Annotated in this window: 23 protein-coding genes; 9 read left to right on the top strand and 14 right to left on the bottom strand. The window is 71.1% G+C overall.

Annotated elements, in window-relative coordinates; genetic code table 11:
- Positions 1-96: 96 nt before the first annotated feature.
- A complete protein-coding gene (gene dapD / locus AB0N31_RS34025) occupies positions 97-1080 on the bottom strand; it encodes a 2,3,4,5-tetrahydropyridine-2,6-dicarboxylate N-succinyltransferase (RefSeq protein WP_366062371.1) in 984 nt (327 codons plus the stop codon).
- Between the two features lie 379 nt (positions 1081-1459).
- Here dapD and AB0N31_RS34020 point away from each other — a divergent pair, with 379 nt between their 5' ends.
- Positions 1460-2290, top strand: coding sequence for an AbfB domain-containing protein (locus tag AB0N31_RS34020; protein WP_366062370.1), 831 nt, complete (start codon positions 1460-1462; stop codon positions 2288-2290).
- 113 nt (positions 2291-2403) lie between these two features.
- Here the strand turns inward: AB0N31_RS34020 and AB0N31_RS34015 are convergent, their stop codons facing one another.
- The 8 genes from AB0N31_RS34015 to AB0N31_RS33980 are packed head-to-tail and all read right to left on the bottom strand — an operon-like array spanning position 2404 to position 9039.
- The gene (locus tag AB0N31_RS34015; RefSeq protein WP_037743875.1) at positions 2404-2736 is read right to left on the bottom strand and encodes a metal-sulfur cluster assembly factor; all 333 of its coding nucleotides are present in this window, start codon (positions 2734-2736) and stop codon (positions 2404-2406) included.
- On the bottom strand, positions 2733-3203 hold the full coding sequence (sufU, locus tag AB0N31_RS34010; protein ID WP_366062369.1) for a Fe-S cluster assembly sulfur transfer protein SufU: 471 nt from the start codon (positions 3201-3203) through the stop codon (positions 2733-2735). The genes AB0N31_RS34015 and sufU overlap by 4 nt, the downstream gene beginning before the upstream one ends.
- Before the next feature lie 39 nt (positions 3204-3242).
- Positions 3243-4499: a cysteine desulfurase gene (locus AB0N31_RS34005; protein ID WP_366062368.1), complete on the bottom strand. Its 1257-nt coding sequence runs from the start codon at positions 4497-4499 to the stop codon at positions 3243-3245.
- Complete coding sequence (gene sufC / locus AB0N31_RS34000) at positions 4496-5287, bottom strand: Fe-S cluster assembly ATPase SufC (protein WP_366062367.1); 792 nt, start codon at positions 5285-5287, stop codon at positions 4496-4498. The genes AB0N31_RS34005 and sufC overlap by 4 nt, the downstream gene beginning before the upstream one ends.
- Before the next feature lie 7 nt (positions 5288-5294).
- Positions 5295-5612: a non-heme iron oxygenase ferredoxin subunit gene (locus tag AB0N31_RS33995; protein ID WP_366062366.1), complete on the bottom strand. Its 318-nt coding sequence runs from the start codon at positions 5610-5612 to the stop codon at positions 5295-5297.
- Positions 5612-6793, bottom strand: a complete 1182-nt coding sequence (gene sufD / locus AB0N31_RS33990) for a Fe-S cluster assembly protein SufD (RefSeq protein ID WP_366062365.1) — start codon at positions 6791-6793, stop codon at positions 5612-5614. Before sufD ends, AB0N31_RS33995 begins: the two co-directional genes overlap by 1 nt.
- A gap of 60 nt (positions 6794-6853) precedes the next feature.
- On the bottom strand, positions 6854-8275 hold the full coding sequence (gene sufB, locus AB0N31_RS33985) for a Fe-S cluster assembly protein SufB (protein WP_366062364.1): 1422 nt from the start codon (positions 8273-8275) through the stop codon (positions 6854-6856).
- Positions 8272-9039: a metalloregulator ArsR/SmtB family transcription factor gene (locus AB0N31_RS33980; protein ID WP_366062363.1), complete on the bottom strand. Its 768-nt coding sequence runs from the start codon at positions 9037-9039 to the stop codon at positions 8272-8274. Before AB0N31_RS33980 ends, sufB begins: the two co-directional genes overlap by 4 nt.
- Positions 9040-9245: 206 nt before the next feature.
- On the opposite strand from AB0N31_RS33980, the gene AB0N31_RS33975 reads away from it, so the two are divergent.
- The 3 genes from AB0N31_RS33975 to AB0N31_RS33965 are packed head-to-tail and all read left to right on the top strand — an operon-like array spanning position 9246 to position 12003.
- A complete protein-coding gene (locus tag AB0N31_RS33975; protein ID WP_366062362.1) occupies positions 9246-10169 on the top strand; it encodes an ABC transporter ATP-binding protein in 924 nt (307 codons plus the stop codon).
- Positions 10166-10936, top strand: a complete 771-nt coding sequence (locus tag AB0N31_RS33970; protein ID WP_366062361.1) for an ABC transporter permease — start codon at positions 10166-10168, stop codon at positions 10934-10936. Before AB0N31_RS33975 ends, AB0N31_RS33970 begins: the two co-directional genes overlap by 4 nt.
- Before the next feature lie 56 nt (positions 10937-10992).
- Positions 10993-12003, top strand: a complete 1011-nt coding sequence (locus AB0N31_RS33965) for a COX15/CtaA family protein (protein WP_366062360.1) — start codon at positions 10993-10995, stop codon at positions 12001-12003.
- 47 nt (positions 12004-12050) lie between these two features.
- On the opposite strand, the gene AB0N31_RS33960 is transcribed toward AB0N31_RS33965, so the two are convergent.
- The 4 genes from AB0N31_RS33960 to AB0N31_RS33945 form a co-directional block, all read right to left on the bottom strand.
- Positions 12051-12566 carry a nucleotidyltransferase gene (locus AB0N31_RS33960; protein WP_366062359.1) on the bottom strand — a complete coding sequence of 172 codons (516 nt, stop codon included), beginning with the start codon at positions 12564-12566 and terminating at the stop codon, positions 12051-12053.
- Between the two features lie 44 nt (positions 12567-12610).
- The gene (locus AB0N31_RS33955; RefSeq protein WP_366062358.1) at positions 12611-13717 is read right to left on the bottom strand and encodes an amidohydrolase family protein; all 1107 of its coding nucleotides are present in this window, start codon (positions 13715-13717) and stop codon (positions 12611-12613) included.
- A 79-nt stretch (positions 13718-13796) separates the two neighbouring features.
- On the bottom strand, positions 13797-14153 hold the full coding sequence (locus AB0N31_RS33950; protein ID WP_366062357.1) for a hypothetical protein: 357 nt from the start codon (positions 14151-14153) through the stop codon (positions 13797-13799).
- Between the two features lie 122 nt (positions 14154-14275).
- Complete coding sequence (locus AB0N31_RS33945) at positions 14276-15229, bottom strand: heme o synthase (protein WP_366062373.1); 954 nt, start codon at positions 15227-15229, stop codon at positions 14276-14278.
- A 412-nt stretch (positions 15230-15641) separates the two neighbouring features.
- Between AB0N31_RS33945 and tkt the strand changes: the two genes are divergently transcribed.
- The 5 genes from tkt to pgl are packed head-to-tail and all read left to right on the top strand — an operon-like array spanning position 15642 to position 22312.
- Entirely contained in the window at positions 15642-17729 is a 2088-nt protein-coding gene (gene tkt / locus AB0N31_RS33940; protein ID WP_366062356.1) for a transketolase, read from the top strand.
- A 33-nt stretch (positions 17730-17762) separates the two neighbouring features.
- Positions 17763-18881 carry a transaldolase gene (gene tal, locus AB0N31_RS33935; RefSeq protein WP_366062355.1) on the top strand — a complete coding sequence of 373 codons (1119 nt, stop codon included), beginning with the start codon at positions 17763-17765 and terminating at the stop codon, positions 18879-18881.
- A gap of 4 nt (positions 18882-18885) precedes the next feature.
- Positions 18886-20409, top strand: coding sequence for a glucose-6-phosphate dehydrogenase (gene zwf, locus AB0N31_RS33930; protein ID WP_366062354.1), 1524 nt, complete (start codon positions 18886-18888; stop codon positions 20407-20409).
- The gene (opcA, locus tag AB0N31_RS33925; RefSeq protein ID WP_366062353.1) at positions 20406-21533 is read left to right on the top strand and encodes a glucose-6-phosphate dehydrogenase assembly protein OpcA; all 1128 of its coding nucleotides are present in this window, start codon (positions 20406-20408) and stop codon (positions 21531-21533) included. Before zwf ends, opcA begins: the two co-directional genes overlap by 4 nt.
- On the top strand, positions 21530-22312 hold the full coding sequence (gene pgl, locus AB0N31_RS33920) for a 6-phosphogluconolactonase (protein ID WP_366062352.1): 783 nt from the start codon (positions 21530-21532) through the stop codon (positions 22310-22312). Before opcA ends, pgl begins: the two co-directional genes overlap by 4 nt.
- 83 nt (positions 22313-22395) lie before the next feature.
- Here pgl and AB0N31_RS33915 read toward each other — a convergent pair.
- On the bottom strand, positions 22396-22533 hold a 138-nt coding region (locus AB0N31_RS33915), incomplete at its 5' end, for a hypothetical protein (protein ID WP_366062372.1).

Genomic DNA, 22533 nt, shown 5'->3' with positions numbered 1-22533 from the left:
AGTCGGTGCGGGGCGCCAGCCGTACGGCGCCCAGCTCGTCCATGCGGTGGTCGAGCCGGCGGCCGTGTCCGCAGAAGCCGGCCCGGTGTCGGGATGTCAGTTGTGGCTGTGCAGGATCTCGTTCAGGCCGCCCCACACCGCGTTGTTCGGACGGGCCTCCACCGTGCCGGTCACGGAGTTGCGGCGGAACAGGATGTTGGAGGCGCCGGAGAGTTCGCGGGCCTTGACGATCTGGCCGTCGGGCATCGTCACGCGGGTGCCCGCGGTGACGTACAGGCCGGCCTCCACCACGCACTCGTCACCGAGGGCGATGCCGACGCCGGCCTCGGCGCCGATCAGGCAGCGCTCGCCGATGGCGATGATCACGTTGCCGCCCCCGGAGAGGGTGCCCATCGTGGAGGCGCCGCCGCCGATGTCCGAGCCGTCGCCCACCACGACGCCCGCGGAGATACGGCCCTCGACCATCGACGTGCCGAGCGTGCCCGCGTTGAAGTTCACGAAGCCCTCGTGCATGACCGTGGTGCCCTCGGCCAGGTGCGCGCCCAGGCGGACACGGTCGGCGTCGGCGATGCGGACGCCCTTCGGGGCCACGTAGTCCGTCATGCGCGGGAACTTGTCGATCGACGTGACCTGGAGGTGCAGGCCCTCGGCGCGGGCGTTCAGCCGGACCTTCTCGACGTCGTCCACGGCGACCGGGCCGAGGGACGTCCAGGCGACGTTCGCGAGCAGGCCGAAGATGCCGTCCAGGCTCTGGCCGTGCGGCCTGACCAGGCGGTGGGAGAGCAGGTGCAGGCGCAGGTAGGCGTCGTGCGTGTCGATCGGCTTGTCGTCGAGGGAGCTGATGACCGTGCGGACCGCGACCACTTCGACGCCTCGCCGGGCGTCCGGGCCGATCGCCCTGGCGGCTCCCTCGCCGAGCAGTTCCACGGCCTTCTCGGCGGACAGGCGCTCGGTGCCGGACGGGCCGGGCTCGTCGGTGAGCAGGGGGGCGGGGAACCAGGTGTCGAGAACGGTGCCGTCGGCGGCGAGGGTGGCGAGGCCGGCGGCCGCGGCGCCGGTGGTGCGAGTCGTGTCGGTCATGAGGGAAACCTAACCGGCGGGAACGGGTGGAGGCCAACCCACGGGGCGGTGTCTCAGGTGGCGGGCGAGAAGCGGCGGCGCGGCGTGCGAGGCCGCCGACGAGGGCGTGCCACGGCCCTGCTCCCGGTGATCCGGGCCCCGGCGGCCACCCCGCCGGTCCGGCACCCGGCCACCCCGCCGGTCCGGCATCCGGCCGACCCCGGCTCATCCGGCCCATCCGGCCCATCGTTTCGGTCCCCCACCGCACCCGGAACCCGTCAGGGAAACCGCTCACCCAAACGCCTGCTCGGGAGCCACCGGTTCCGCTACTGTTTCACCGTTCAAACACCGGGCCGTCGCAGCCGTGTTCGCCCTTCGGGCGCCGCTGGAGGAACAGCGCATGCCAGACAACAAGTCCCGGCCTTCCCCGGAGCATCCCTGGGAGAACGGCTGGGCTCCGGACACCTCCCGGACACCCGGGACGCGGCGGCTGTGGCTGGCCGGCGTCCTCGCCGTCGCGACCGTCGTGGCCTGCGTCGCCACCGTCTCGCTCACCGACCGGCCGTCCGACGAGCAGTCGGCCGCCCGGGCGGGGCGGACCGTGTCCGACAAGGAGACGTCGCCGGGGCTCATCTCCTTCGCCTCGCCCCCGGTGAGCGGTTCGCCCCCGGCGTCGGCCGCGCGGGCCGGCGCCTCACCGTCCGCGCCGGCCTCCTCGTCGCCGTCGCCCGGCGGCAGTTCCTCGCCGCGCCCGCCGGCCCCGCCCTCCCCGTCGGCCTCGGCCGGCGGGGGCGGTTCCGATCCGCGGCCGGTGACCGTGCGGCGGTCGGTGCGGTCCGTCAACTACCCCGACCGCTACTGGCGGGTGGGCGGCGGTCAGGTGCGGCTCGAAGCGGCCGGCGGCGCGGAGTTCCGTGCGGACGCCACCTTCACCGTGGTGAGCGGTCTGGCGAGCGGCTCGTGTCTGTCGTTCCGCACGTCCGACGGGACCTATCTGCGCCACCGCGACTTCGTGCTGCGCTCGGAACCCGACGACGGCTCCCCGCTGTTCCGGCAGGACGCCACCTTCTGCGCCCGCGCCGCCGACTCCGGCGCGGTCATGCTGGAGTCGGCGAACTTCCCGGGGTACTTCCTGCGCCACCAGAACTTCCAGGTGAAGCTGCAGCAGTACCAGAACGGCGGTCAGTACGCCGCCGACTCCGCCTTCCGACTCGTGGCGGGGCTGGCGTAGGACCCACCCACGGAAGACCCGCACGGAAGACCCGCACACGGAAGAACGGCGGCGTCCTCGCGGACGTCGCCGTTCTTTCGCGCTGCGGATGTGCTGCGGGGATACCGCGGATCTCAGACGTTGAAGCCGAGCGCGCGGAGCTGCTCGCGGCCGTCGTCCGTGATCTTGTCCGGGCCCCACGGCGGCATCCAGACCCAGTTGATGCGCAGCTCGTTGACCAGGCCGTCCGTGGCGGACTTCGCCTGGTCCTCGATGACGTCCGTCAGCGGACAGGCCGCGGAGGTCAGGGTCATGTCGATCGTCGCGATGTTCGCGTCGTCGATGTGGATGCCGTAGATCAGCCCGAGGTTGACGACGTCGATGCCCAGTTCGGGGTCGACGACGTCGTACAGCGCCTCGCGGAGCTCCTCCTCGGAGGCCGGCTTCATCTCAACGGTCTCGCTCATGCCGTCTTCCTTTCGGCGTCGGCGTCGGCGCCCAGCGCCTGGGCCGTCGCGTCCTTCCACGCCATCCAGCTGAGGAGGGCGCACTTGACCCGTGCCGGGTACTTGGAGACACCGGCGAACGCGACCGCGTCCTCCAGCACCTCCTCCATCGCGTCGTCCGGTTCGACCCGGCCCTTGGACTGCATCAGCTCCAGGAAGGTCTCCTGGATCTTCTGCGCCTCCGAGACGCTCTTGCCGACGAGGAGCTCGTTCAGCACGGAGGCCGAGGCCTGGCTGATGGAGCAGCCCTGCCCCTCGTACGAGACGTCCTCGACGGTCGTGCCGTCGTACTTCACCCGCAGGGTGATCTCGTCGCCGCACGTCGGGTTGACGTGGTGCACCTCGGCGTCGCCGTCCCGCAAGCCCCGCCCGTGCGGGTTCTTGTAGTGGTCCAGGATGACTTCCTGGTACATGGAGTCCAGCTTCACGTCAGCTAACCTCGCGTCCCATCGTCGTCGTCACGCCTCTCAGCCGAAGAAGTTCCGTACGTGCTCCAGGCCCTCGACCAACGCGTCGATCTCGGCAGGCGTGGAGTACAGGTAGAACGACGCTCGCGTGGTCGCGGGAATTCCGTAGCGCAGGCAGACGGGGCGCGCGCAGTGGTGTCCGACCCGGACCGCGATGCCCTGCTCGTCGAGGACCTGGCCCACGTCGTGCGGGTGGATGTCGCCGAGCGTGAAGGAGATCGCGGCGCCGCGCTCCTCGGCCGTGGCGGGGCCGATGATCCGCAGGTCGGGGACCTCGCCGAGCCGCTTCACCGCGTACTCGGTGATCGCGTGCTCGTGGGCGAGGATCTTGTCCATGCCGATCGCGGACAGGTAGTCGATCGCCGCGCCCAGACCGACCGCCTGCGCGATCGGCGGGGTGCCCGCCTCGAACTTGTGGGGAGCCGGCGCGTAGGTCGAGGAGTGCATCGACACCGTCTCGATCATCTCGCCGCCGCCCAGGAACGGGGGCAGGTCCTCGAGCAGCTCCTGGCGGCCCCACAGGACGCCGATGCCGGTCGGGCCGCACATCTTGTGGCCGGTGAAGGCCACGAAGTCGGCCTGGAGGGCCTGCACGTCCATCGGCATGTGCGGCGCGGCCTGCGAGGCGTCGATGCACACCAGGGCGCCGACCTCCTGCGCGCGGCGCACTATCGCCTCGACCGGGTTGACCGTGCCCAGGATGTTCGACACCAGCACGAAGGAGACGATCTTCGTCTTCTCCGTGATGATCTCGTCGATGTTGGACAGGTCGAGGCGGCCGTCGTCGGTGAGACCGAACCACTTCAGCTTCGCGCCCGTGCGCTGCGACAGCAGCTGCCACGGCACGATGTTGGAGTGGTGCTCCATCTCCGTGATGACGATCTCGGTCTCGGAGTCCACGCGGTAGGGCTCGTCGGCCCAGCCCAGCATGTTCGCGACCAGGTTCAGCGACTCCGAGGCGTTCTTGGTGAAGATCACCTCGTCGCGGCTGGGAGCGTTGATGAACTCCGCGACCTTGTCGCGCGCGCCCTCGTACAGTGCCGTGGCCTCCTCGGCGAGGACGTGCACGCCACGGTGGACGTTGGCGTTGTAGCGCTCGTAGTACTCGCTCAGGGCGTCCAGCACCTGGCGCGGCTTCTGCGAGGTCGCCGCGTTGTCCAGGTACACGAGCTTCCGGCCGTCGTGGACCTGACGGTCCAGGATGGGGAAGTCCTTGCGGATCGCCTCTGTGTCGAGGAGGCCCGGCAGCTGTGTCACGCGACTTCCTCCCCTGAGTTCGCTCCGCTCACGGGGGCACCCTTCGTGTACGCCTCGTAGCCCTCGTTCTCCAGCTTGTCGGCGAGTTCGGCGCCGCCGGACTCGACGATGCGGCCGCCGGAGAAGACGTGGACGAAGTCGGGCTTGATGTAGCGCAGGATGCGCGTGTAGTGCGTGATCAGCAGGGTGCCGACCTCGCCGGTCTCGCGGACGCGGTTCACGCCCTCGGAGACGATCCGCAGGGCGTCGACGTCCAGACCGGAGTCCGTCTCGTCGAGGATCGCGACCTTCGGCCTGAGCAGCTCCAGCTGGAGGATCTCGTGGCGCTTCTTCTCACCGCCGGAGAAGCCCTCGTTGACGTTGCGCTCGGCGAAGGACGGGTCCATGTGGAGGCGCTCCATGGCCTCCCGGACCTCCTTCACCCAGGTGCGCAGCTTGGGGGCCTCGCCGCGGACGGCGGTGGCGGAGGTGCGCAGGAAGTTGGAGACCGAGACGCCGGGGACCTCGACCGGGTACTGCATCGCCAGGAACAGGCCGGCGCGGGCGCGCTCGTCGACGGACATCTCCAGGACGTCCTCGCCGTCGAGGGTGACGGTGCCGCCGGTGATCGTGTACTTGGGGTGACCCGCGAGCGAGTAGGCGAGGGTGGACTTGCCCGAGCCGTTGGGGCCCATGATGGCGTGCGTCTCGCCCTGCTTCACGATCAGGTCGACGCCCTTGAGGATCTCCTTCGTGGCGTTGTCGGCCTCGACGGTGACGTGCAGGTCTCGGATTTCAAGCGTTGCCATGGGTGCCTCAGGACTCCTGGGAGAGGGAGACGAGCACGTCGTCCCCATCGATCTTTACGGGGTATACGGGGACGGGGCGCGTCGCGGGAAGACCGGACGGCTTGCCGGTGCGCAGGTCGAAGGCGGAGCCGTGCAGCCAGCACTCGATCTGGCAGTCCTCCACCTCGCCCTCGGAGAGCGAGACGTTCGCGTGGGAGCAGATGTCGTTGATCGCGAACACCTCCCCCTCCGTCTTCACGACGGAGACCGGCGTGCCGTCGAGTTCCACCCGCTTGGGGGTGTTCTCCTCCAGCTCGCCCAGCCCGCAGGCGCGTACGAACGTCATCAGACCGAGGCCTCCAGCTCCTCGTCGATCCGGGCGAGGAGTCGCTCCTGGATGTCGGCGACGCCGATCTGCTGCACCAGCTCGGCGAAGAAGCCGCGGACCACCAGACGGCGGGCGTCGTCGGCGGGGATGCCGCGGGCCATCAGGTAGAACAGCTGCTCGTCGTCGAAGCGGCCGGTGGCGGAGGCGTGGCCGGCGCCGACGATCTCGCCGGTCTCGATCTCCAGGTTGGGCACGGAGTCGACGCGGGCGCCGTCGGTGAGAACCAGGTTGCGGTTCATCTCGTAGGTGTCGGTGCCCTCGGCCTTGGCCTCGATGAGGACGTCGCCGATCCACACCGCGTGGGCGCCGTCGCCCTGGAGCGCGCCCTTGTAGGCGACGTTCGACTTGCAGTGCGGGGTGTTGTGGTCGACGAGGAGGCGGTGCTCCTGGTGCTGGCCGGCGTCGGTGAAGTACAGGCCGAACAGCTCGGCCTCGCCGCCGGTGCCGGCGTAGGCGACCCGCGGGTGCAGCCGTACGAGGTCGCCGCCGAAGGTGACCACGAACGACTTGAAGGTGGCGTCCCGGCCGATCAGCGCGTTGTGCTGGGCCACGTGCACGGCCTTGTCGTCCCAGTCCTGGACGGAGACGACGGTCAGCTTGGCGCCGTCGCCGAGGACGTAGTCGACGTTGGCGGCCAGCACGGCGTCACCGGTGTGGTCGATGACGACGACGGCCTCGGCGAAGGCGCCCAGCTCGATCACCTGGTGGCCGAAGGAGACCCCGCCCTCGCCGTGCACGGTGATGCGGATGGGCTCGGTGAGGACCGTCTCCTTGGGGACGGTGACGACGCCGGCCTTCTCGAACGCCGAGTACGCCTGGGCGGCGACGCGGTCCACGGGGGTGCCCGCCCTGCCGAGGCGGGCGTCGTCGCGGCCGACGGTCTCGACGACGACGCCCTCGGGGGCGTCGACGTCGATCTTGACGCCGTCGCCGGTGGCGACCGCGGTGCCGTCGTGCAGGCCGCGCAGCCGCTCCAGCGGGGTGAACCGCCACTCCTCCTCGCGGCCGTGCGGGACCGGGAAGTCCGCCACGTCGAAGGACGCGGGCGCACTCATGCGCGTGGCGACGGTGGACTCGGCGGCCACCGCGATCTGGCCGGCGGTCGTGCTGCCCACCGGGATGTTTCGGGCCTCAGCCATGGCTGTCGGTCTGCTCTCTTCCTACGTCAGGTTTCGCTGGCTTTCGGTGGCGGGCGGGTCCTAGCCGACCGCGCCCTCCATCTGCAGCTCGATCAGCCGGTTGAGCTCCAGCGCGTACTCCATCGGCAGCTCCTTGGCGATGGGCTCGACGAAGCCGCGCACGATCATGGCCATGGCCTCGAACTCGCTCAGGCCGCGGCTCATCAGGTAGAAGAGCTGGTCCTCGGAGACCTTGGAGACGGTCGCCTCGTGGCCCATGGACACGTCGTCCTCGCGGACGTCCACGTAGGGGTACGTGTCGGAGCGGGAGATGGTGTCCACGAGCAGCGCGTCGCACAGCACGTTGGACTTGGAGCCGTGGGCGCCCTCGCCGATCTCGACGAGGCCGCGGTAGGAGGTGCGGCCGCCGCCGCGCGCCACGGACTTCGAGACGATGTTGGAGGAGGTGTTCGGCGCCATGTGGACCATCTTGGAGCCGGCGTCCTGGTGCTGGCCCTCGCCCGCGAAGGCGATGGACAGGGTCTCGCCCTTGGCGTGCTCGCCCATCAGGTAGACGGCCGGGTACTTCATCGTCACCTTGGAGCCGATGTTGCCGTCGATCCACTCCATGGTCGCGCCCTCGTAGGCGACGGCGCGCTTGGTGACCAGGTTGTAGACGTTGTTCGACCAGTTCTGGATGGTCGTGTAACGGCAGCGGGCGTTCTTCTTGACGATGATCTCGACGACCGCGGAGTGCAGCGAGTCCGACTTGTAGATCGGGGCCGTGCAGCCCTCGACGTAGTGCACGTAGGCGCCCTCGTCGACGATGATCAGGGTCCGCTCGAACTGGCCCATGTTCTCCGTGTTGATGCGGAAGTAGGCCTGGAGCGGGATCTCGACGTGCACGCCCGGCGGCACGTAGATGAAGGAGCCGCCGGACCACACCGCGGTGTTCAGCGACGCGAACTTGTTGTCGCCGACGGGGATGACGGTGCCGAAGTACTCCTTGAAGAGCTCCGGGTGCTGCTTCAGCGCCGTGTCGGTGTCGAGGAAGATGACGCCCTGCTCCTCCAGGTCCTCGCGGATCTGGTGGTAGACGACCTCGGACTCGTACTGGGCCGCGACACCGGCGACGAGGCGCTGCTTCTCCGCCTCGGGGATGCCCAGCTTGTCGTACGTGTTCTTGATGTCCTCGGGCAGGTCCTCCCAGGACTCCGCCTGCTTCTCCGTGGAGCGCACGAAGTACTTGATGTTGTCGAAGTCGATCCCCGACAGGTCCGAGCCCCAGTTCGGCATGGGCTTCTTCTCGAACAGGCGCAGGCCCTTGAGGCGGAGCTTGGTCATCCACTCCGGCTCGTTCTTCTTCGCCGAGATGTCGCGGACGACGTCCTCGTTGATGCCGCGCTTCGCAGAGGCGCCGGCCGTGTCGGAGTCGGCCCAGCCGTATTCGTACTTACCCAGTCCCTCGAGTTCGGGGTGGGCAGTCTCCGTGGGGAGAGTCATGCGGGGTTCCTCCCGGCCGTGCTTGCAGATGCGATATCGGTGGTGTGATCGGTGCGGTGATCAGTCGTGTGGGAAATCTTGGGGATGAACGTCGTGCAGACGCCGTCGCCGTGCGCGATGGTCGCCAGCCGCTGGACGTGCGTCCCGAGCAGCTGGGAGAAGATCTCGGTCTCCGCCTCGCAGAGCTGGGGGAACTTCTCCGCGACGTGGGCGACCGGGCAGTGGTGCTGGCACAGCTGCTCGCCGACCGGTGCGCTGCGGGCCGTAGCAGCGTACCCGTCGGCACTCAAGGCCTTGGCCAGGGCTTGGGTGCGCTGTTCGGGCCCGGCGGCCTCGATCGCCTGGCGGTAGCCGGCAGCCTGTTCGGCGATCCTCGCGCGAGCGAAGGCCGCGACGGCCTCGTCCCCGCCGAACCGCTCCTGGATGAAGCGCAGGGCGTCCGCGGCGAGCTTGTCGTACGACTGGTCGAAGGCGTCGCGGCCGCAGTCGGTGAGGGCGAAGACCTTCGCGGGACGCCCGCGCGTCCGCGCTCCGTACACCCGCTGCTCGCGCGGCGCCACGACGTCGTCGGCGACCAGCGCGTCCAGATGCCGGCGAACGGCGGCCTGGGTGAGCCCCAGCCGTCCGGCCAGCTCGGCGACGGTCGACGGCCCGTGGTCCAGGATGGAGCGCGCGACGCGGTTGCGCGTGGAGCGCTCACCGGTCGCCAGCTCTTCCTGAGGGGTCCCCGTGGGGGTCTCCCGAGCCTCGCCGACGTTTTTCACAACGCCATTGTTGCGTAATTCCTCGGAGGCAGGCAAGCCGCGTCCGGATCACCGCCCGGTGCCCTGCGTCACTTAGGTGAACCTAATCTGACCTGCGCGAACGATCTCCGGCCGACCGGAACGGTCGCCTCGCCCCACCCGCGGGATCGGTGGCTTCCCGCACCCGCCCGTCCGGGCGCCGGTGCGCGAACCTAGACTCTGGACCCATGCGAAGCGAGCCCGTGGTCCAGGTCCAGGCCCTGGTGAAGCGGTACGGCACGAAGACCGCGGTGGACGGCCTCGACCTGGTGGCCGAGGCGGGCGTGACGGCCGTACTCGGCCCCAACGGCGCGGGCAAGACGACCACCGTCGAGACCTGTGAGGGCTACCGCAGGCCGGACTCCGGCACCGTGCGCGTCCTCGGCCTCGACCCGGTGGGACAGGCCTCCGACCTGCGCCCCCGCATCGGGGTGATGCTCCAGTCCGGGGGCGTCTACTCGGGGGCGCGGGCCGACGAGATGCTGCGGCACGTCGCCCGGCTGCACGCCCACCCGCTGGACGTGGACGCGCTCGTCGAGCGGCTGGGGCTGGGCGGTTGCGGCCGCACGACGTACCGGCGGCTGTCCGGAGGCCAGCAGCAGCGTCTCGCGCTCGCGATGGCCGTGGTGGGACGCCCGGAGCTGGTGTTCCTCGACGAGCCGACCGCCGGCCTGGACCCGCAGGCCCGCCGCGCCACCTGGGACCTGGTCCGGGACCTGCGCGCGGACGGGGTCTCGGTCATCCTCACCACGCACCACATGGACGAGGCCGAGCAGCTCGCCGACGACGTCGCGATCATCGACGCGGGCAGGGTCATCGCCCAGGGCTCCCCCGAGGAGCTGTGCCGCGGCGGCGCCGAGAACACCCTCCGCTTCAGCGGCCGCCCCGGCCTGGACGTGACCTCCCTGCTCAAGGCACTGCCCGCCGACAGCGAGGCCGCCGAACCGGCACCGGGCTCGTACCTGATCACCGGCAAGGTCGACCCGCAGATGCTGGCCACGGTGACCTCGTGGTGCGCCCAGCACGGAGTGATGCCGGACCGGATCTCGGTGGAGCGGCACACCCTCGAAGACGTCTTTCTGGAGCTCACCGGCAAGGAGCTGCGCTCATGACGGCCACCGGTACGTACACGCCGAAGCCGGGGGCCGCGTCGCTGCCCCGCATGATCAGGGCCCAGGCGGCGCTGGAGACGAAGATGCTCCTGCGCAACGGTGAGCAGCTGCTGCTGACCGTCGTGATCCCGACCCTGCTGCTGGTGCTGTTCAGCTCGGTGGACATCATCGACACCGGCGCCGGCGAGGCGGTCGACTTCCTGACCCCCGGCGTCCTCGCGCTCGCCGTGATGTCGACGGCGTTCACCGGACAGGCCATCGCCACGGGCTTCGAGCGCCGCTACGGCGTGCTCAAGCGGCTGGCGGCCTCCCCGCTCCCCCGTTGGGGGCTGATGACCGCGAAGACGCTCGCCGTGCTGGTCACGGAGGTACTCCAGGTCGCCCTGCTGACGGGGATCGCCTTCGCGCTGGGCTGGTCGCCGCACGGCAACCCGTTCGCCGTGCTGCTGCTGCTGGTCCTCGGCACGGCGGCCTTCTCGGGCCTCGGTCTGCTGATGGCGGGCACGCTGAAGGCGGAGGCCACGCTGGGCGCCGCCAACCTGGTGTTCCTGCTGCTCCTGGTGGGCGGCGGGGTGATCGTGCCGCTGGAGAAGTTCCCGCCGGGCGCCCAGGACGTGCTCGCCCTGCTGCCGATCTCGGCGCTCTCGGACGGGCTGCGCGACGTGCTCCGGCACGGGGCCGCGATGCCGTGGGGCGACCTGGGGATCCTCGCCGTGTGGGCGGTCCTGGGGCTGGCCGCGGCCGGCCGGTTCTTCCGCTGGGAATGACCCGGTCCGGGACCGTCCGGGACCCTCGTGAAAGCGTGCACAAGCGGGCCCTTACGATGGAGGGCGTGCCGAACGTGACCCGCGCCGACGCCGTAGCGGCCGTGCGCAACCCCCTCGCCTTCATCGCCGCACGCTGGACCCCCACCCCCCGGACGGTCCAGCGGTCGGCCCTCGCCGCGCTCGTGATGTCGGTGATCATCGTGGTCACCGGCGGTGCCGTCCGGCTCACCGGCTCCGGCCTCGGCTGCCCGACCTGGCCGAAGTGCACCGCCGACTCGCTCACCTCGACCAGCGAGATGGGCGTCCACGGCGCCATCGAGTTCGGCAACCGCATGCTGACGTACGTGCTGTGCGCCGCGGTGGGCTGGGCGATCGTCGCCGCCCGCTCGCAGAAGCCGTACCGGCGCGGGCTCACCCGGCTGGGCTGGGCGCAGTTCTGGGTCGTGATGGGCAACGCGATCCTCGGCGGGATCGTCGTGCTGGTGGGTCTGAACCCGTACACGGTCGCGGCCCACTTCCTGCTCTCCTCGGCGCTGATCGCGGTCGCCACGGTGATGTGGCAGCGCACCCGGGAGGGCGACGGGGCACCCGAGCCGCTGGTCGGCCAGGCCGTGCGGCAGCTGGTGTGGTTCCTGGTCGTCGCGTCCGTGCTGCTCATCGCGGTCGGCACGGTGGTCACCGGGGCCGGTCCGCACGCGGGCGACTCCAGCGAGGTCACGCGCATGCCGCTGGACTGGGAGACCGTCTCCAAGCTGCACGCCGTGCTCGCCTGGATCGTGGTGACGCTGACCTTCGCCCTGTGGTTCGTCCTCAAGGCGGTCGACGCCCCCGCGGGCCCGTTGCACCGCACCCGCGAGCTCTTCCTGGTGCTCCTCGCCCAGGGGGTCATCGGCTACGTCCAGTACTTCACGGACCTCCCCGAGGTCCTGGTCGGCCTGCACATGCTCGGCTCCTGCCTGGTGTGGATCGCGGTCCTGCGCGTCCTGCTGTCCCTGCGCGAGCGTCCGGACACGGTGCTCGACCGGCCGGGGCCGGTGGCGGAGGCGACCGTCGGCACCCGCGCATGACGCCTCCGGGCGTCCGCGCGTGACCGCTCCCGGCCCCTGTCCCCGGCTCAGGCGTACGCCGCCACCAGGCCGTCGATCGCCGGTCCGAGCCGGCCGCGCACCAGCTCGGCCCTGCGGACCCGCCGCCCCTCCCGCAGCGTGACCGCCGCCCGCGCGGAGGTCACCGGGCCCATGTCGACCCGGACGTCCCGCGTCCACCGGTGCGCCCTGTCCACGGCGGGCCGCCAGAGGTCCCGCTGGTCGGACACCACGAACTCCGCCGGCTCGCGGTCCGGCACCTCCGGCAGCGACTCGCCCGGCGCGGCGCCGTACGCCTGAGCCGGGGTCAGGTAGCTGCAGTGCGGCTTCGCCGCGAGCGGGTCGGCGCGCAGCCCCTGGTGCAGGACGGCGACCCGGCGCACCGTGCCGAGCCGCACGGGGCCGGGCAGCACCGCGATCAGGTCCGGATCGCTGCGACCCTCCTGGTGGTCGCCGCCGGCGAGCGAGCCGTGCGCCCAGGCGGCGAGGGGTCCGAGGGGCGCCAGGGCGCCCGGGAAGCGGTCGAGCAGGACTTCGGTCTGCATCCGCCCAGTCCGGTACGGCGTGCTCCGGCCGGTGGGGCCTTCGCTCATCCCAGTCCGTAGACCCGCCGCGCGTTCCCCGCCGCGACCAGCCCCGCCACCCGCTGGGCGTCCGTGAGCGACCACGCGTCCTCCGCCACCCAGCCGCCGAGGACCCGCCCGAGTGCCTCGCGGAACAGCCGGGCGCCCACGACGTGCAGCTCAGGCAGTCCGCGGGCCCCGCTGGAGAAGAGGATCTTGCCGAAGGGGGCCAGCTCCAGGATCTCGGCGAGGACCGTCGCCGCGCGGGCGCCGGTGCGGACGAGGGCGGCCCCGGAGTCGGCGTAGACGTGCGGGAAGACGCCGGCGAGATGGGCGGCCTGCCGGTGGTAGGGGTAGCCGTGCAGCAGGACCAGGTCGGTGCCGAGGCCGGCCGTGGCGCGGACGAAGTCGGTCAGCAGGACGGGGTCGGTGCGGTCGCCGCGCAGGCCGGGTTCGCCGAGGCCCGCGTGGAGCTGGAGCGGCCGCCCCGCGGCGACGGCGATCCACAGCAGGTGCCGCAGCAGCACGGGGTCGTCCACCTCGCCGCCGGCGCGGCGCCCCGCGAGCCAGCGGCCCGCCGCGCCCCGGACCTCGCCCGGTCCGGGCGGCTCGGGCGCGAGGGCGAGACCGTGGCGCACGCCGGCCACCGAGGTGAAGGCCACGGCCGTCGCCGCGGCGCCGTGCACCGCCTCGGCGAGGTTGGCGAGGAAGGACTCGACGGTGCCGGAGGTGTCGGCGACCTGCACGGCCAGCGGTTCGAGCCGGACGATCTCGCGGGCCTCGGCCTCGCCCGCGGAGGCGATCTCGTCGGGGCCGGTGAGGTCGCCGGGCAGGCCGGTGTCGACGAGGTAGGTGGTGATGCCGCTGCCGCGCAGCAGCCGGCGGCCCGCCTCCAGCACCCCCAGTTCGCGGCGGCGGGCGAGGTAGCGGGCGGGCGGGCAGTGCGGCTCCAGGCCGAGCAGCGGGGGGCACCAGCGGCGTACCGCGAAGCCGGTCTGGGTGTCGAACAGCGTGGTGCCGGGCGCGGGCGGCCCCTCGGTGCGGGCCAGCTGGGCCTCGAAGGTGCCGAGGCCCAGCTCCGTCCTCAGAATGCCGTGGCAGTGCTGGTCCACCAGGGACGGTGTTTCGATCATCCGGGGCTCCCGCGGCTGGACCGTGTGCTCGGTGTGTTCCTCACACGTCCTAACGGGTGAACCCGGCGTCAGGTGTTGCTCAGGTGTTGCGCGGGCCGCCGACCTGGATCCCGGCCATCCGGGTCCACTCGTAGGGGCCGGTCGTCACCTTGGCGGCGAACTCGCCGTCGAAGTTCTCGTGGACGGTGATCCCGGACTTCTCGACCGCCTTGGCGGCGATCTCCACGCTGGGCGCCACGAGGTCGCCCCAGCCGCCGTCCTCGCCGACGAGCACGATCCGGGCGCCGCGCTCGCCGAGGTGGGCGACCTGGCCCTCGGCGCCGCCGTGCGCCTGGGAGAAGGTGCTGATCCGCTTGGCGAGGCGGGCCGCCGTGCGCTCGGCCTTCGCGGCCCGCTTGGCGTCCGCGGTCTCGTCAACCTGCTTGGTGTCTGCCATGGCCAGGATGCTACCGACGGGTAGATCGAACGGCGACGGCCGGGGTGCGTGGCCTTGACCACGCACCCCGGCCGCCGGGCCGTTCAGGGGCTCTCGGGAAGGGGTCGTACGGGAGGGGGACCTCAGCGCAGGAAGGGGTCCACCGCGACCGCCACGAACAGCAGCGAGACGTAGGTGATGGACCAGTGGAACAGCCGCATCTCCTTGAGCTTGCCGCCCGTGGTCTCCGCCTTCGCGCGGTTCTGGAGGGAGTGCGCCTCCCACAGCCACCAGCCGCCGGCCGCGAGCGCGACCGTGGTGTAGAACCAGCCGGTGTAGCCGAGCGGGGTCAGCAGCAGCGAGACGGCGACCATCACCCAGCTGTAGAGGACGATCTGCTTGGCGACCACCTTGTTGGAGGCGATGACCGGCAGCATCGGCACGCCCACGCGCGCGTAGTCCTCGCGCACCTTCATGGACAGCGGCCAGTAGTGCGGCGGGGTCCAGAAGAACATGACGAGGAAGAGGACGACCGGCGCCCACGAGAGGGAGTCGGTGACGGCGGACCAGCCGATGAGGACCGGCATGCAGCCGGCGATGCCGCCCCAGACGATGTTCTGCGAGGTACGGCGCTTGAGGACCATCGTGTAGACGACGACGTAGAAGAGGAGCGCGCCGAGGGCCAGCCAGGCGGACAGCCAGTTGACGGTCAGGCCGAACAGGAGGGTCGACACGACCGCGAGGGTGATGCCGAAGGCGAGGCACTCGCGGGGGCTGACCATTCCGGTGACCAGCGGACGCTGCGAGGTGCGGTCCATCAGGGCGTCGATGTCGCGGTCGATGTACATGTTCAGCGCGTTGGCGCCGCCCGCGGAGAGATAGCCGCCCAGGCAGGTGAGGAGCACCAGACCGAGGTCCGGCACCCCCTGCTGGGCCAAGAACATCACCGGAACGGTGGTGATCAGCAGCAGCTCGATGATCCGCGGCTTGGTCAGCGCCACGAAGGCCATGACGCGGGCCCCCACCGGCCGCCGACTCGGGCTCTGGCTCGTCCCGATAACCCCCGCTGGACGGGATTCAACGGCCGTCACGCACACCCCTGACAGAGACATCCCAGCGAGCCTCCCCGCGTGAAGTACGGGTAGAGGCTCGCGCGTACCACGCCACTGTAGACGTTGCCCATACCCCGGGCTTCGCGGGGGTGGGGTCGTGTTGTGGGGCCACGCTCAGCAGCCGTTTCGGCTCTCGTACGCAGGTGCGCTCACCGATCGCGCGGAGGCTCGTTTGAGCAGTCAGATGAGCGGCCCCGTATTCATGTGCAGAAGGCGGCTTCGGCCGGTCGGGAGGCGGATCCCCGGATGGCCCGGCAGTCTGGAACGACTCGAAAAAACGCACGTCCTCACGGGGGTAGGCTCGACAACGGCCGGTGGTTATCCAGTCACCGGCAGCCGGTGGGCGCCCGCCCGAAGCAACCGGTATTCGACATGTGGAGAGGAGCCCTGACCCAGGGTGAGCACCAAGCCGACCACCACAGACCTCGAGTGGACCGAGTTGGACCAGCGGGCCGTGGACACCGCCCGCGTCCTGGCCGCCGACGCCGTACAGAAGGTCGGCAACGGCCATCCCGGTACGGCGATGAGCCTGGCGCCTGCCGCGTACACCCTCTTCCAGAAGGTGATGCGGCACGACCCCGCCGATGCCGACTGGGTCGGCCGCGACCGCTTCGTGCTGTCCGCGGGCCACTCGTCCCTGACCCTCTACACCCAGCTGTACCTGGCCGGCTTCGGCCTGGAGCTGGACGACCTGAAGGCCTTCAGGACGTGGGGCTCGAAGACCCCCGGGCACCCGGAGTACGGACACACCACGGGCGTCGAGACCACCACAGGTCCGCTGGGCCAGGGCGTCGCCAACGCGGTGGGCATGGCCATGGCCGCCCGCTACGAGCGCGGTCTGTTCGACCCGGAGGCGCCGCAGGGCGAGTCCCCCTTCGACCACTTCGTCTACTGCATCGCCGGTGACGGCTGCCTCCAGGAGGGCATCTCCGCCGAGGCGTCCTCACTGGCCGGCCACCAGAAGCTCGGCAACCTCGTGCTGCTGTGGGACGACAACCACATCTCGATCGAGGGCGACACCGAGACGGCCGTCTCCGAGGACACCGTCAAGCGGTACGAGGCGTACGGCTGGCACGTGCAGCGGGTCGCCCCGAAGCCGGACGGCGACCTCGACCCGCACGCTCTCCACGACGCGATCGAGGCGGCGAAGCAGGTCACGGACCGGCCCTCCTTCATCGCGATGCGCTCGATCATCGCCTGGCCCGCCCCGAACGCGCAGAACACCGAGGCCGCGCACGGCTCGGCGCTCGGCGACGACGAGGTGGCCGCCACCAAGCGCGTCCTGGGCTTCGACCCGGAGCAGTCCTTCGAGGTCTCCGACGAGGTCATCGCCCACACCCGGCAGGCCCTGGAGCGCGGTGCCCAGGCGAAGGCGGAGTGGGAGAAGTCCTACCAGCTGTGGCGGGACAACAACCCGGAGCGCGCGGCCGAGTACGACCGTGTCGCGGCGGCCGAGCTGCCGGCCGGCTGGGAGAAGCAGATCCCGGTCTTCGAGCCGGGCAAGGGCGTCGCCACCCGTGCCGCGTCCGGCAAGGTGCTCCAGGCGCTCGGCGCGGTCGTCCCCGAGCTGTGGGGCGGCTCGGCCGACCTGGCCGGCTCGAACAACACGACGATCGACAAGACGTCGTCGTTCCTCCCGGCGGACAACCCGCTGCCGGAGGCGAGCCCGTACGGCCGCACGGTCCACTTCGGCATCCGCGAGCACTCGATGGCCGCGGAGATGAACGGCATCGCGCTGCACGGCAACACCCGCATCTACGGCGGCACGTTCCTGGTGTTCTCCGACTACATGCGCAACGCGGTCCGGCTGTCGGCCCTGATGCACCTGCCGGTGACGTACGTGTGGACGCACGACTCCATCGGTCTCGGCGAGGACGGTCCGACGCACCAGCCGGTCGAGCACCTGGCGTCGCTGCGCGCGATCCCCGGCCTGAACGTGGTCCGCCCCGCGGACGCCAACGAGACCGCGATCGCCTGGCGCGAGATCCTCAAGCGCTACACCAAGGTCTTCGGCAAGGGCGCCCCGCACGGTCTGGTCCTCACCCGCCAGGGCGTGCCGACGTACGAGCCCGACGAGAACGCGGCCAAGGGCGGCTACGTCCTGTTCGAGGCCTCCACCGGGACGCCCGAGCTGATCCTGATCGCGACCGGTTCCGAGGTGCACGTGGCCGTCGAGGCGCGCGAGCGGCTGGAGGCCGACGGCGTGCCGACGCGGGTGGTGTCCATGCCGTCCGTGGAGTGGTTCGAGGAGCAGGACCAGGGGTACCGGGACAGCGTGCTGCCCCCTTCCGTGAAGGCCCGGGTCGCCGTCGAGGCGGGTATCGGCCTCACCTGGCACAAGTACGTCGGGGACGCCGGCCGCATCGTTTCCCTGGAGCACTTCGGCGCTTCGGCCGACGGCAAGGTCCTCTTCCGCGAGTTCGGCTTCACTGCCGAGAACGTGGCCGACAAGGCCCGGGAATCCCTCGCGGCCGCCCAGCGCTGACGCCCGTACACGACCCGTAGGAGATGTAATTCCATGACAGACGCACTCAAGCGCCTCTCCGAGGAGGGCGTCGCGATCTGGCTGGACGACCTGTCGCGCAAGCGGATCACGTCCGGCAACCTCGCCGAGCTGATCGACCAGCAGCACGTCGTGGGCGTCACCACCAACCCGTCGATCTTCCAGAAGGCGATCTCGCAGGGCGACGGTTACGACCAGCAGCTCTCCGACCTCGCCGCCCGCAAGGTCACCGTCGAAGAGGCCATCCGCATGATCACGACGGCGGACGTCCGTGACGCCGCCGACATCCTGCGCCCGGTCTTCGACGCCACCGGCGGCCAGGACGGCCGGGTGTCGATCGAGGTCGACCCGCGCCTCGCCCACAACACCAAGGCGACGGTCGCCGAGGCCAGGCAGCTGGCCTGGCTGGTCGACCGCCCCAACACGCTGATCAAGATCCCGGCCACGATGGGCGGCCTGCCGGCCATCACCGAGGTCGTCGGCCTGGGCATCAGCGTCAACGTCACGCTGATCTTCTCCCTGGAGCGCTACCGCCAGGTCATGGACGCGTACCTGGCCGGCCTGGAGAAGGCCAAGGAGCGCGGCCTGGACCTGTCCCTGATCCACTCGGTGGCGTCCTTCTTCGTGTCCCGCGTGGACACCGAGATCGACAAGCGGCTCGACGCGCTCGGCACCGACGAGGCCAAGGCCGCCCGCGGCAAGGCCGGCGTCGCCAACGCCCGGCTCGCCTACCAGGCGTACGAGGAGGTCTTCGCGGGCGAGCGCTGGAGCGCCCTGGAGAAGGCGGGCGCGAACAAGCAGCGTGCCCTGTGGGCGTCCACCGGCGTGAAGGACCCGGCGTACCGCGACACGATGTACGTCGTCGACCTGGTCGCGCCGAACACGGTGAACACCATGCCCGAGGCGACCCTGTTCGCCACCGAGGACCACGGCGAGGTCACCGGCGACACCGTGGCCGGCACCTACGAGCAGGCCCGTGCCGACCTCGACGCGGTCGAGAAGCTCGGGATCTCGTACGACGACGTGGTGCAGCTCCTGGAAGACGAGGGCGTCGAGAAGTTCGAGGCGTCCTGGAACGACCTGCTCAAGTCGACCGAGGCGGAGCTCCAGCGCCTCGCCCCTTCGGAGGGCTGAGAATTTGTCGAGCAGCAATCCGCTGCGTGACCCCGCAGACCGACGGCTCCCGCGTATCGCGGGGCCGTCGGGTCTGGTCATCTTCGGTGTCACGGGCGATTTGTCACGGAAGAAGCTGATGCCCGCGGTGTACGACCTCGCCAACCGGGGTCTGCTGCCGCCGGGCTTCTCGCTGGTCGGGTTCGCCCGCCGCGAATGGGCCCACGAGGACTTCGCCCAGGAGGTCCACGACGCGGTGAAGGAGCACGCCCGCACCCCCTTCCGCGAGGAGGTCTGGCAGCAGCTCATCCAGGGCATGCGCTTCGTGCAGGGCACCTTCGACGACGACGACGCCTTCGAGCGGCTGCGCTCGACGATCGACGAACTCGACAAGGCGCAGGGCACGGGCGGCAACTTCGCCTTCTACCTGTCGGTGCCCCCGGGCGCCTTCCCCGTGGTCATCCAGCAGCTGAAGAAGCACCAGCTGGCCGACCAGTCGAAGGGTTCCTGGCGGCGCGCGGTCATCGAGAAGCCGTTCGGCCACGACCTGAGGTCGGCCGAGGAGCTCAACGCGATCGTCCACGAGGTCTTCGCCCCGGACCAGGTCTTCCGCATCGACCACTACCTGGGCAAGGAGACCGTCCAGAACATCCTGGCGCTGCGCTTCGCCAACACGATGTTCGAGCCGATCTGGAACCGGTCCTTCGTGGACCACGTGCAGATCACCATGGCCGAGGACATCGGCATCGGCGGCCGGGCCGGCTACTACGACGGCATCGGCGCCGCCCGGGACGTCATCCAGAACCACCTCCTGCAGCTGATGGCGCTGACCGCGATGGAGGAGCCCGCCTCCTTCGACGCGGACGCGCTCGCCGCGGAGAAGACCAAGGTCCTCGGTGCCGTCCGGCTGCCGAAGGACCTGGGCCGCGACACGGTGCGCGGTCAGTACGCGGCCGGCTGGCAGGGCGGCGAGAAGGCGGTCGGTTACCTCCAGGAGGAGGGCATCGACCCCAAGTCGAAGACCGACACCTACGCGGCCGTCAAGCTGGAGGTGGACAACCGCCGCTGGGCGGGCGTCCCCTTCTACCTGCGCACCGGCAAGCGCCTGGGCCGCCGCGTCACCGAGATCGCGGTCGTCTTCCAGCGCGCCCCGCACTCGCCCTTCGACCACACGGCGACGGAGGAGCTGGGCAAGAACGCGATCGTCATCCGCGTCCAGCCCGACGAGGGCGTCACCGTCCGCTTCGGCTCCAAGGTCCCCGGCACCTCCATGGAGATCCGGGACGTGTCGATGGACTTCGCCTACGGCGAGTCCTTCACGGAGTCCAGCCCGGAGGCGTACGAGCGCCTCATCCTGGACGTGCTGCTCGGCGACTCGAACCTCTTCCCGCGCACCGAGGAGGTCGAGCTGTCCTGGAAGATCCTCGACCCGATCGAGCAGTACTGGGACGCGCACGGCACGCCGGCCCAGTACCAGTCCGGTACCTGGGGGCCCGTCGAGGCGGACGAGATGCTCGAACGAGACGGACGGAGCTGGCGCCGGCCATGAAGATAGACCTCACGGACACCACGGCCAGCAAGATCAACAAGGCGCTGGTGCAGGGCCGCCGCGCCATCGGCACGCCGGCCGTGGGCATGGTGCTCACGCTGGTCATCGTCACGGACGAGGAGAACGCCTACGACGCGCTCAAGGCCGCGGGCGACGCCTCCCGCGAGCACCCCTCGCGCACGCTCGTGGTGATCAAGCGCGTCTCCCGCTCCCCGCGCGACCGCACCCAGTCCCGCCTGGACGCCGAGGTGCGGGTGGGCGCGGACGCGGGCACCGGCGAGACGGTCATCCTGCGCCTGTACGGCGAGGTGGCCGACCACGCGCAGTCGGTCGTGCTGCCGCTGCTGCTGCCGGACGCGCCTGTCGTCGCCTGGTGGCCGGTGAACTCGCCGCTCGACCCGGCCGCCGACCCGCTCGGCGCGCTGGCCCAGCGCCGCGTCACCGACACCTACGCCGCCGAGCAGCCGGTGCGGGATCTGACGGCCCGTTCCGAGACCTACGCCCCCGGCGACACCGACCTGTCGTGGACCCGCATCACGCCCTGGCGTTCGATGCTGGCCGCGGCTCTCGACCAGGTCACCTGCGAGGTCGAGTCGGTCGAGGTGGAGGGCGAGGAGTTCAACCCGAGCTGCGAGCTGCTGGCGATGTGGCTCGGCGACCGGCTGGGCGTGCCCGTCCAGCGCTCGCTGTCCGGCGGGCCGGGCCTCACGGCCGTACGGCTGTCGACGTCCTGCGGCCCGATCGTGCTGGACCGGGCCGACGGCTCGCTGGCCACCCTGTCCATCGACGGGCAGCCCGACCGTGCGGTGGCGCTCAAGCGCCGGGACACGGCGGAGCTGATCGCCGAGGAGCTGCGGCGCCTCGACCCGGACGACACCTACGCGTCGGCGCTGCGGTTCGGGGTGGAGCGGTTGCACACCTCGGCCGGCGGGGGTGACCGGAGGGCCGGGGGTTCGGGTTCCGCCGCGGCGGAACCGACGGCCGACGCTCCGGAAGCCGTCGCCAAAGGAGAAGTCGCCAAAGGAGAACCGGTCGCGGTCCCCGCTCCCGTCGAAGCGGCTGCTGAAGCACCCGCGGGGGAAGCGGCGGCGCAGGCCCCGGTGAAGAAGGCGGCCGCGAAGTGAGCACGCCCCAGCTCGTCGTGCACCGCGACAAGGATCTGATGGCCCAGGCCGCCGCGGCCCGTCTCATCACGAAGATCGTGGACGCGCAGGCCTCCCGGGGCCACGCGTCCGTGGTCCTCACCGGCGGCCGCAACGGCAACGGCCTGCTGGCCGCGCTGGCGGCGGCTCCCGCCCGCGACGCCGTGGACTGGGGCCGGCTCGACCTGTGGTGGGGCGACGAGCGGTTCCTGCCCGAGGGCCACCCGGACCGCAATGTCACGCAGGCCCGCGAGGCCCTGCTGGACTCGGTGCCCCTGGACCCGAAGCGCGTGCACGCCATGCCCGCGTCGGACGGCCCCCACGGCACCGACGTGGAGGAGGCCGCGGCCGGCTACGCGGAGGAGCTGGCCCGCGCGGCCGGTCCGGAGAACCACGGCCGCGTGCCCACCTTCGACGTCCTGATGCTGGGCGTCGGCCCGGACACCCACGTGGCCTCGCTCTTCCCCGAGCTGCCGGCCGTGCGGGAGACCGAGCGCACGGTGGTCGGTGTGCGCGGCGCGCCCAAGCCGCCGCCGACCCGCACCACCCTCACCCTTCCGGCGATCCGGTCGGCGCGTGAGGTGTGGCTGCTGGCGGCCGGCGAGGACAAGGCGCAGGCGGCGGCCATCGCCCTGTCGGGCGCGGGCGAGATCCAGGCCCCGGCGGCCGGTGCGCGGGGCCGCGCCCGCACCCTGTGGCTGCTGGACGCGGCGGCGGCGTCGCGACTGCCGCGCTCGCTGTATCCGCCGGCTTCGCCCTGAGACGAGCGGGGGCGGCGGGCTTCTCTGCGAAGTCCGCCGCCCCCGCTCGTCGTCGGCCGGTCGCTCCACCGAGCGGCCGGCCGTCAGCGGCCGCGCAGTTCCCGGTACGTCGCGACGAGGGCCTTCGTGGAGGGGTCGAGGCCGGGGACGTCGGTGCCCTCGGTCAGTGCGGGTTCGACGCGTTTGGCGAGGACCTTGCCGAGTTCCACGCCCCACTGGTC

Source organism: Streptomyces sp. NPDC051051, assembly GCF_040682975.1.
Taxonomy (GTDB): domain Bacteria; phylum Actinomycetota; class Actinomycetes; order Streptomycetales; family Streptomycetaceae; genus Streptomyces.
This window is presented reverse-complemented; position numbering and strand designations above follow the sequence as displayed.

Coding starts and splice junctions, on each gene's coding strand:
- dapD (WP_366062371.1), bottom strand. CDS start 1,080: ATGACCGACACGACTCGCACCACCGGCGCCGCGGCCGCCGGCCTCGCC.
- AB0N31_RS34020 (WP_366062370.1), top strand. CDS start 1,460: ATGCCAGACAACAAGTCCCGGCCTTCCCCGGAGCATCCCTGGGAGAAC.
- AB0N31_RS34015 (WP_037743875.1), bottom strand. CDS start 2,736: ATGAGCGAGACCGTTGAGATGAAGCCGGCCTCCGAGGAGGAGCTCCGC.
- sufC (WP_366062367.1), bottom strand. CDS start 5,287: ATGGCAACGCTTGAAATCCGAGACCTGCACGTCACCGTCGAGGCCGAC.
- AB0N31_RS33995 (WP_366062366.1), bottom strand. CDS start 5,612: ATGACGTTCGTACGCGCCTGCGGGCTGGGCGAGCTGGAGGAGAACACC.
- sufD (WP_366062365.1), bottom strand. CDS start 6,793: ATGGCTGAGGCCCGAAACATCCCGGTGGGCAGCACGACCGCCGGCCAG.
- sufB (WP_366062364.1), bottom strand. CDS start 8,275: ATGACTCTCCCCACGGAGACTGCCCACCCCGAACTCGAGGGACTGGGT.
- AB0N31_RS33975 (WP_366062362.1), top strand. CDS start 9,246: ATGCGAAGCGAGCCCGTGGTCCAGGTCCAGGCCCTGGTGAAGCGGTAC.
- AB0N31_RS33970 (WP_366062361.1), top strand. CDS start 10,166: ATGACGGCCACCGGTACGTACACGCCGAAGCCGGGGGCCGCGTCGCTG.
- AB0N31_RS33965 (WP_366062360.1), top strand. CDS start 10,993: ATGGAGGGCGTGCCGAACGTGACCCGCGCCGACGCCGTAGCGGCCGTG.
- AB0N31_RS33960 (WP_366062359.1), bottom strand. CDS start 12,566: ATGCAGACCGAAGTCCTGCTCGACCGCTTCCCGGGCGCCCTGGCGCCC.
- AB0N31_RS33955 (WP_366062358.1), bottom strand. CDS start 13,717: ATGATCGAAACACCGTCCCTGGTGGACCAGCACTGCCACGGCATTCTG.
- AB0N31_RS33950 (WP_366062357.1), bottom strand. CDS start 14,153: ATGGCAGACACCAAGCAGGTTGACGAGACCGCGGACGCCAAGCGGGCC.
- tal (WP_366062355.1), top strand. CDS start 17,763: ATGACAGACGCACTCAAGCGCCTCTCCGAGGAGGGCGTCGCGATCTGG.
- opcA (WP_366062353.1), top strand. CDS start 20,406: ATGAAGATAGACCTCACGGACACCACGGCCAGCAAGATCAACAAGGCG.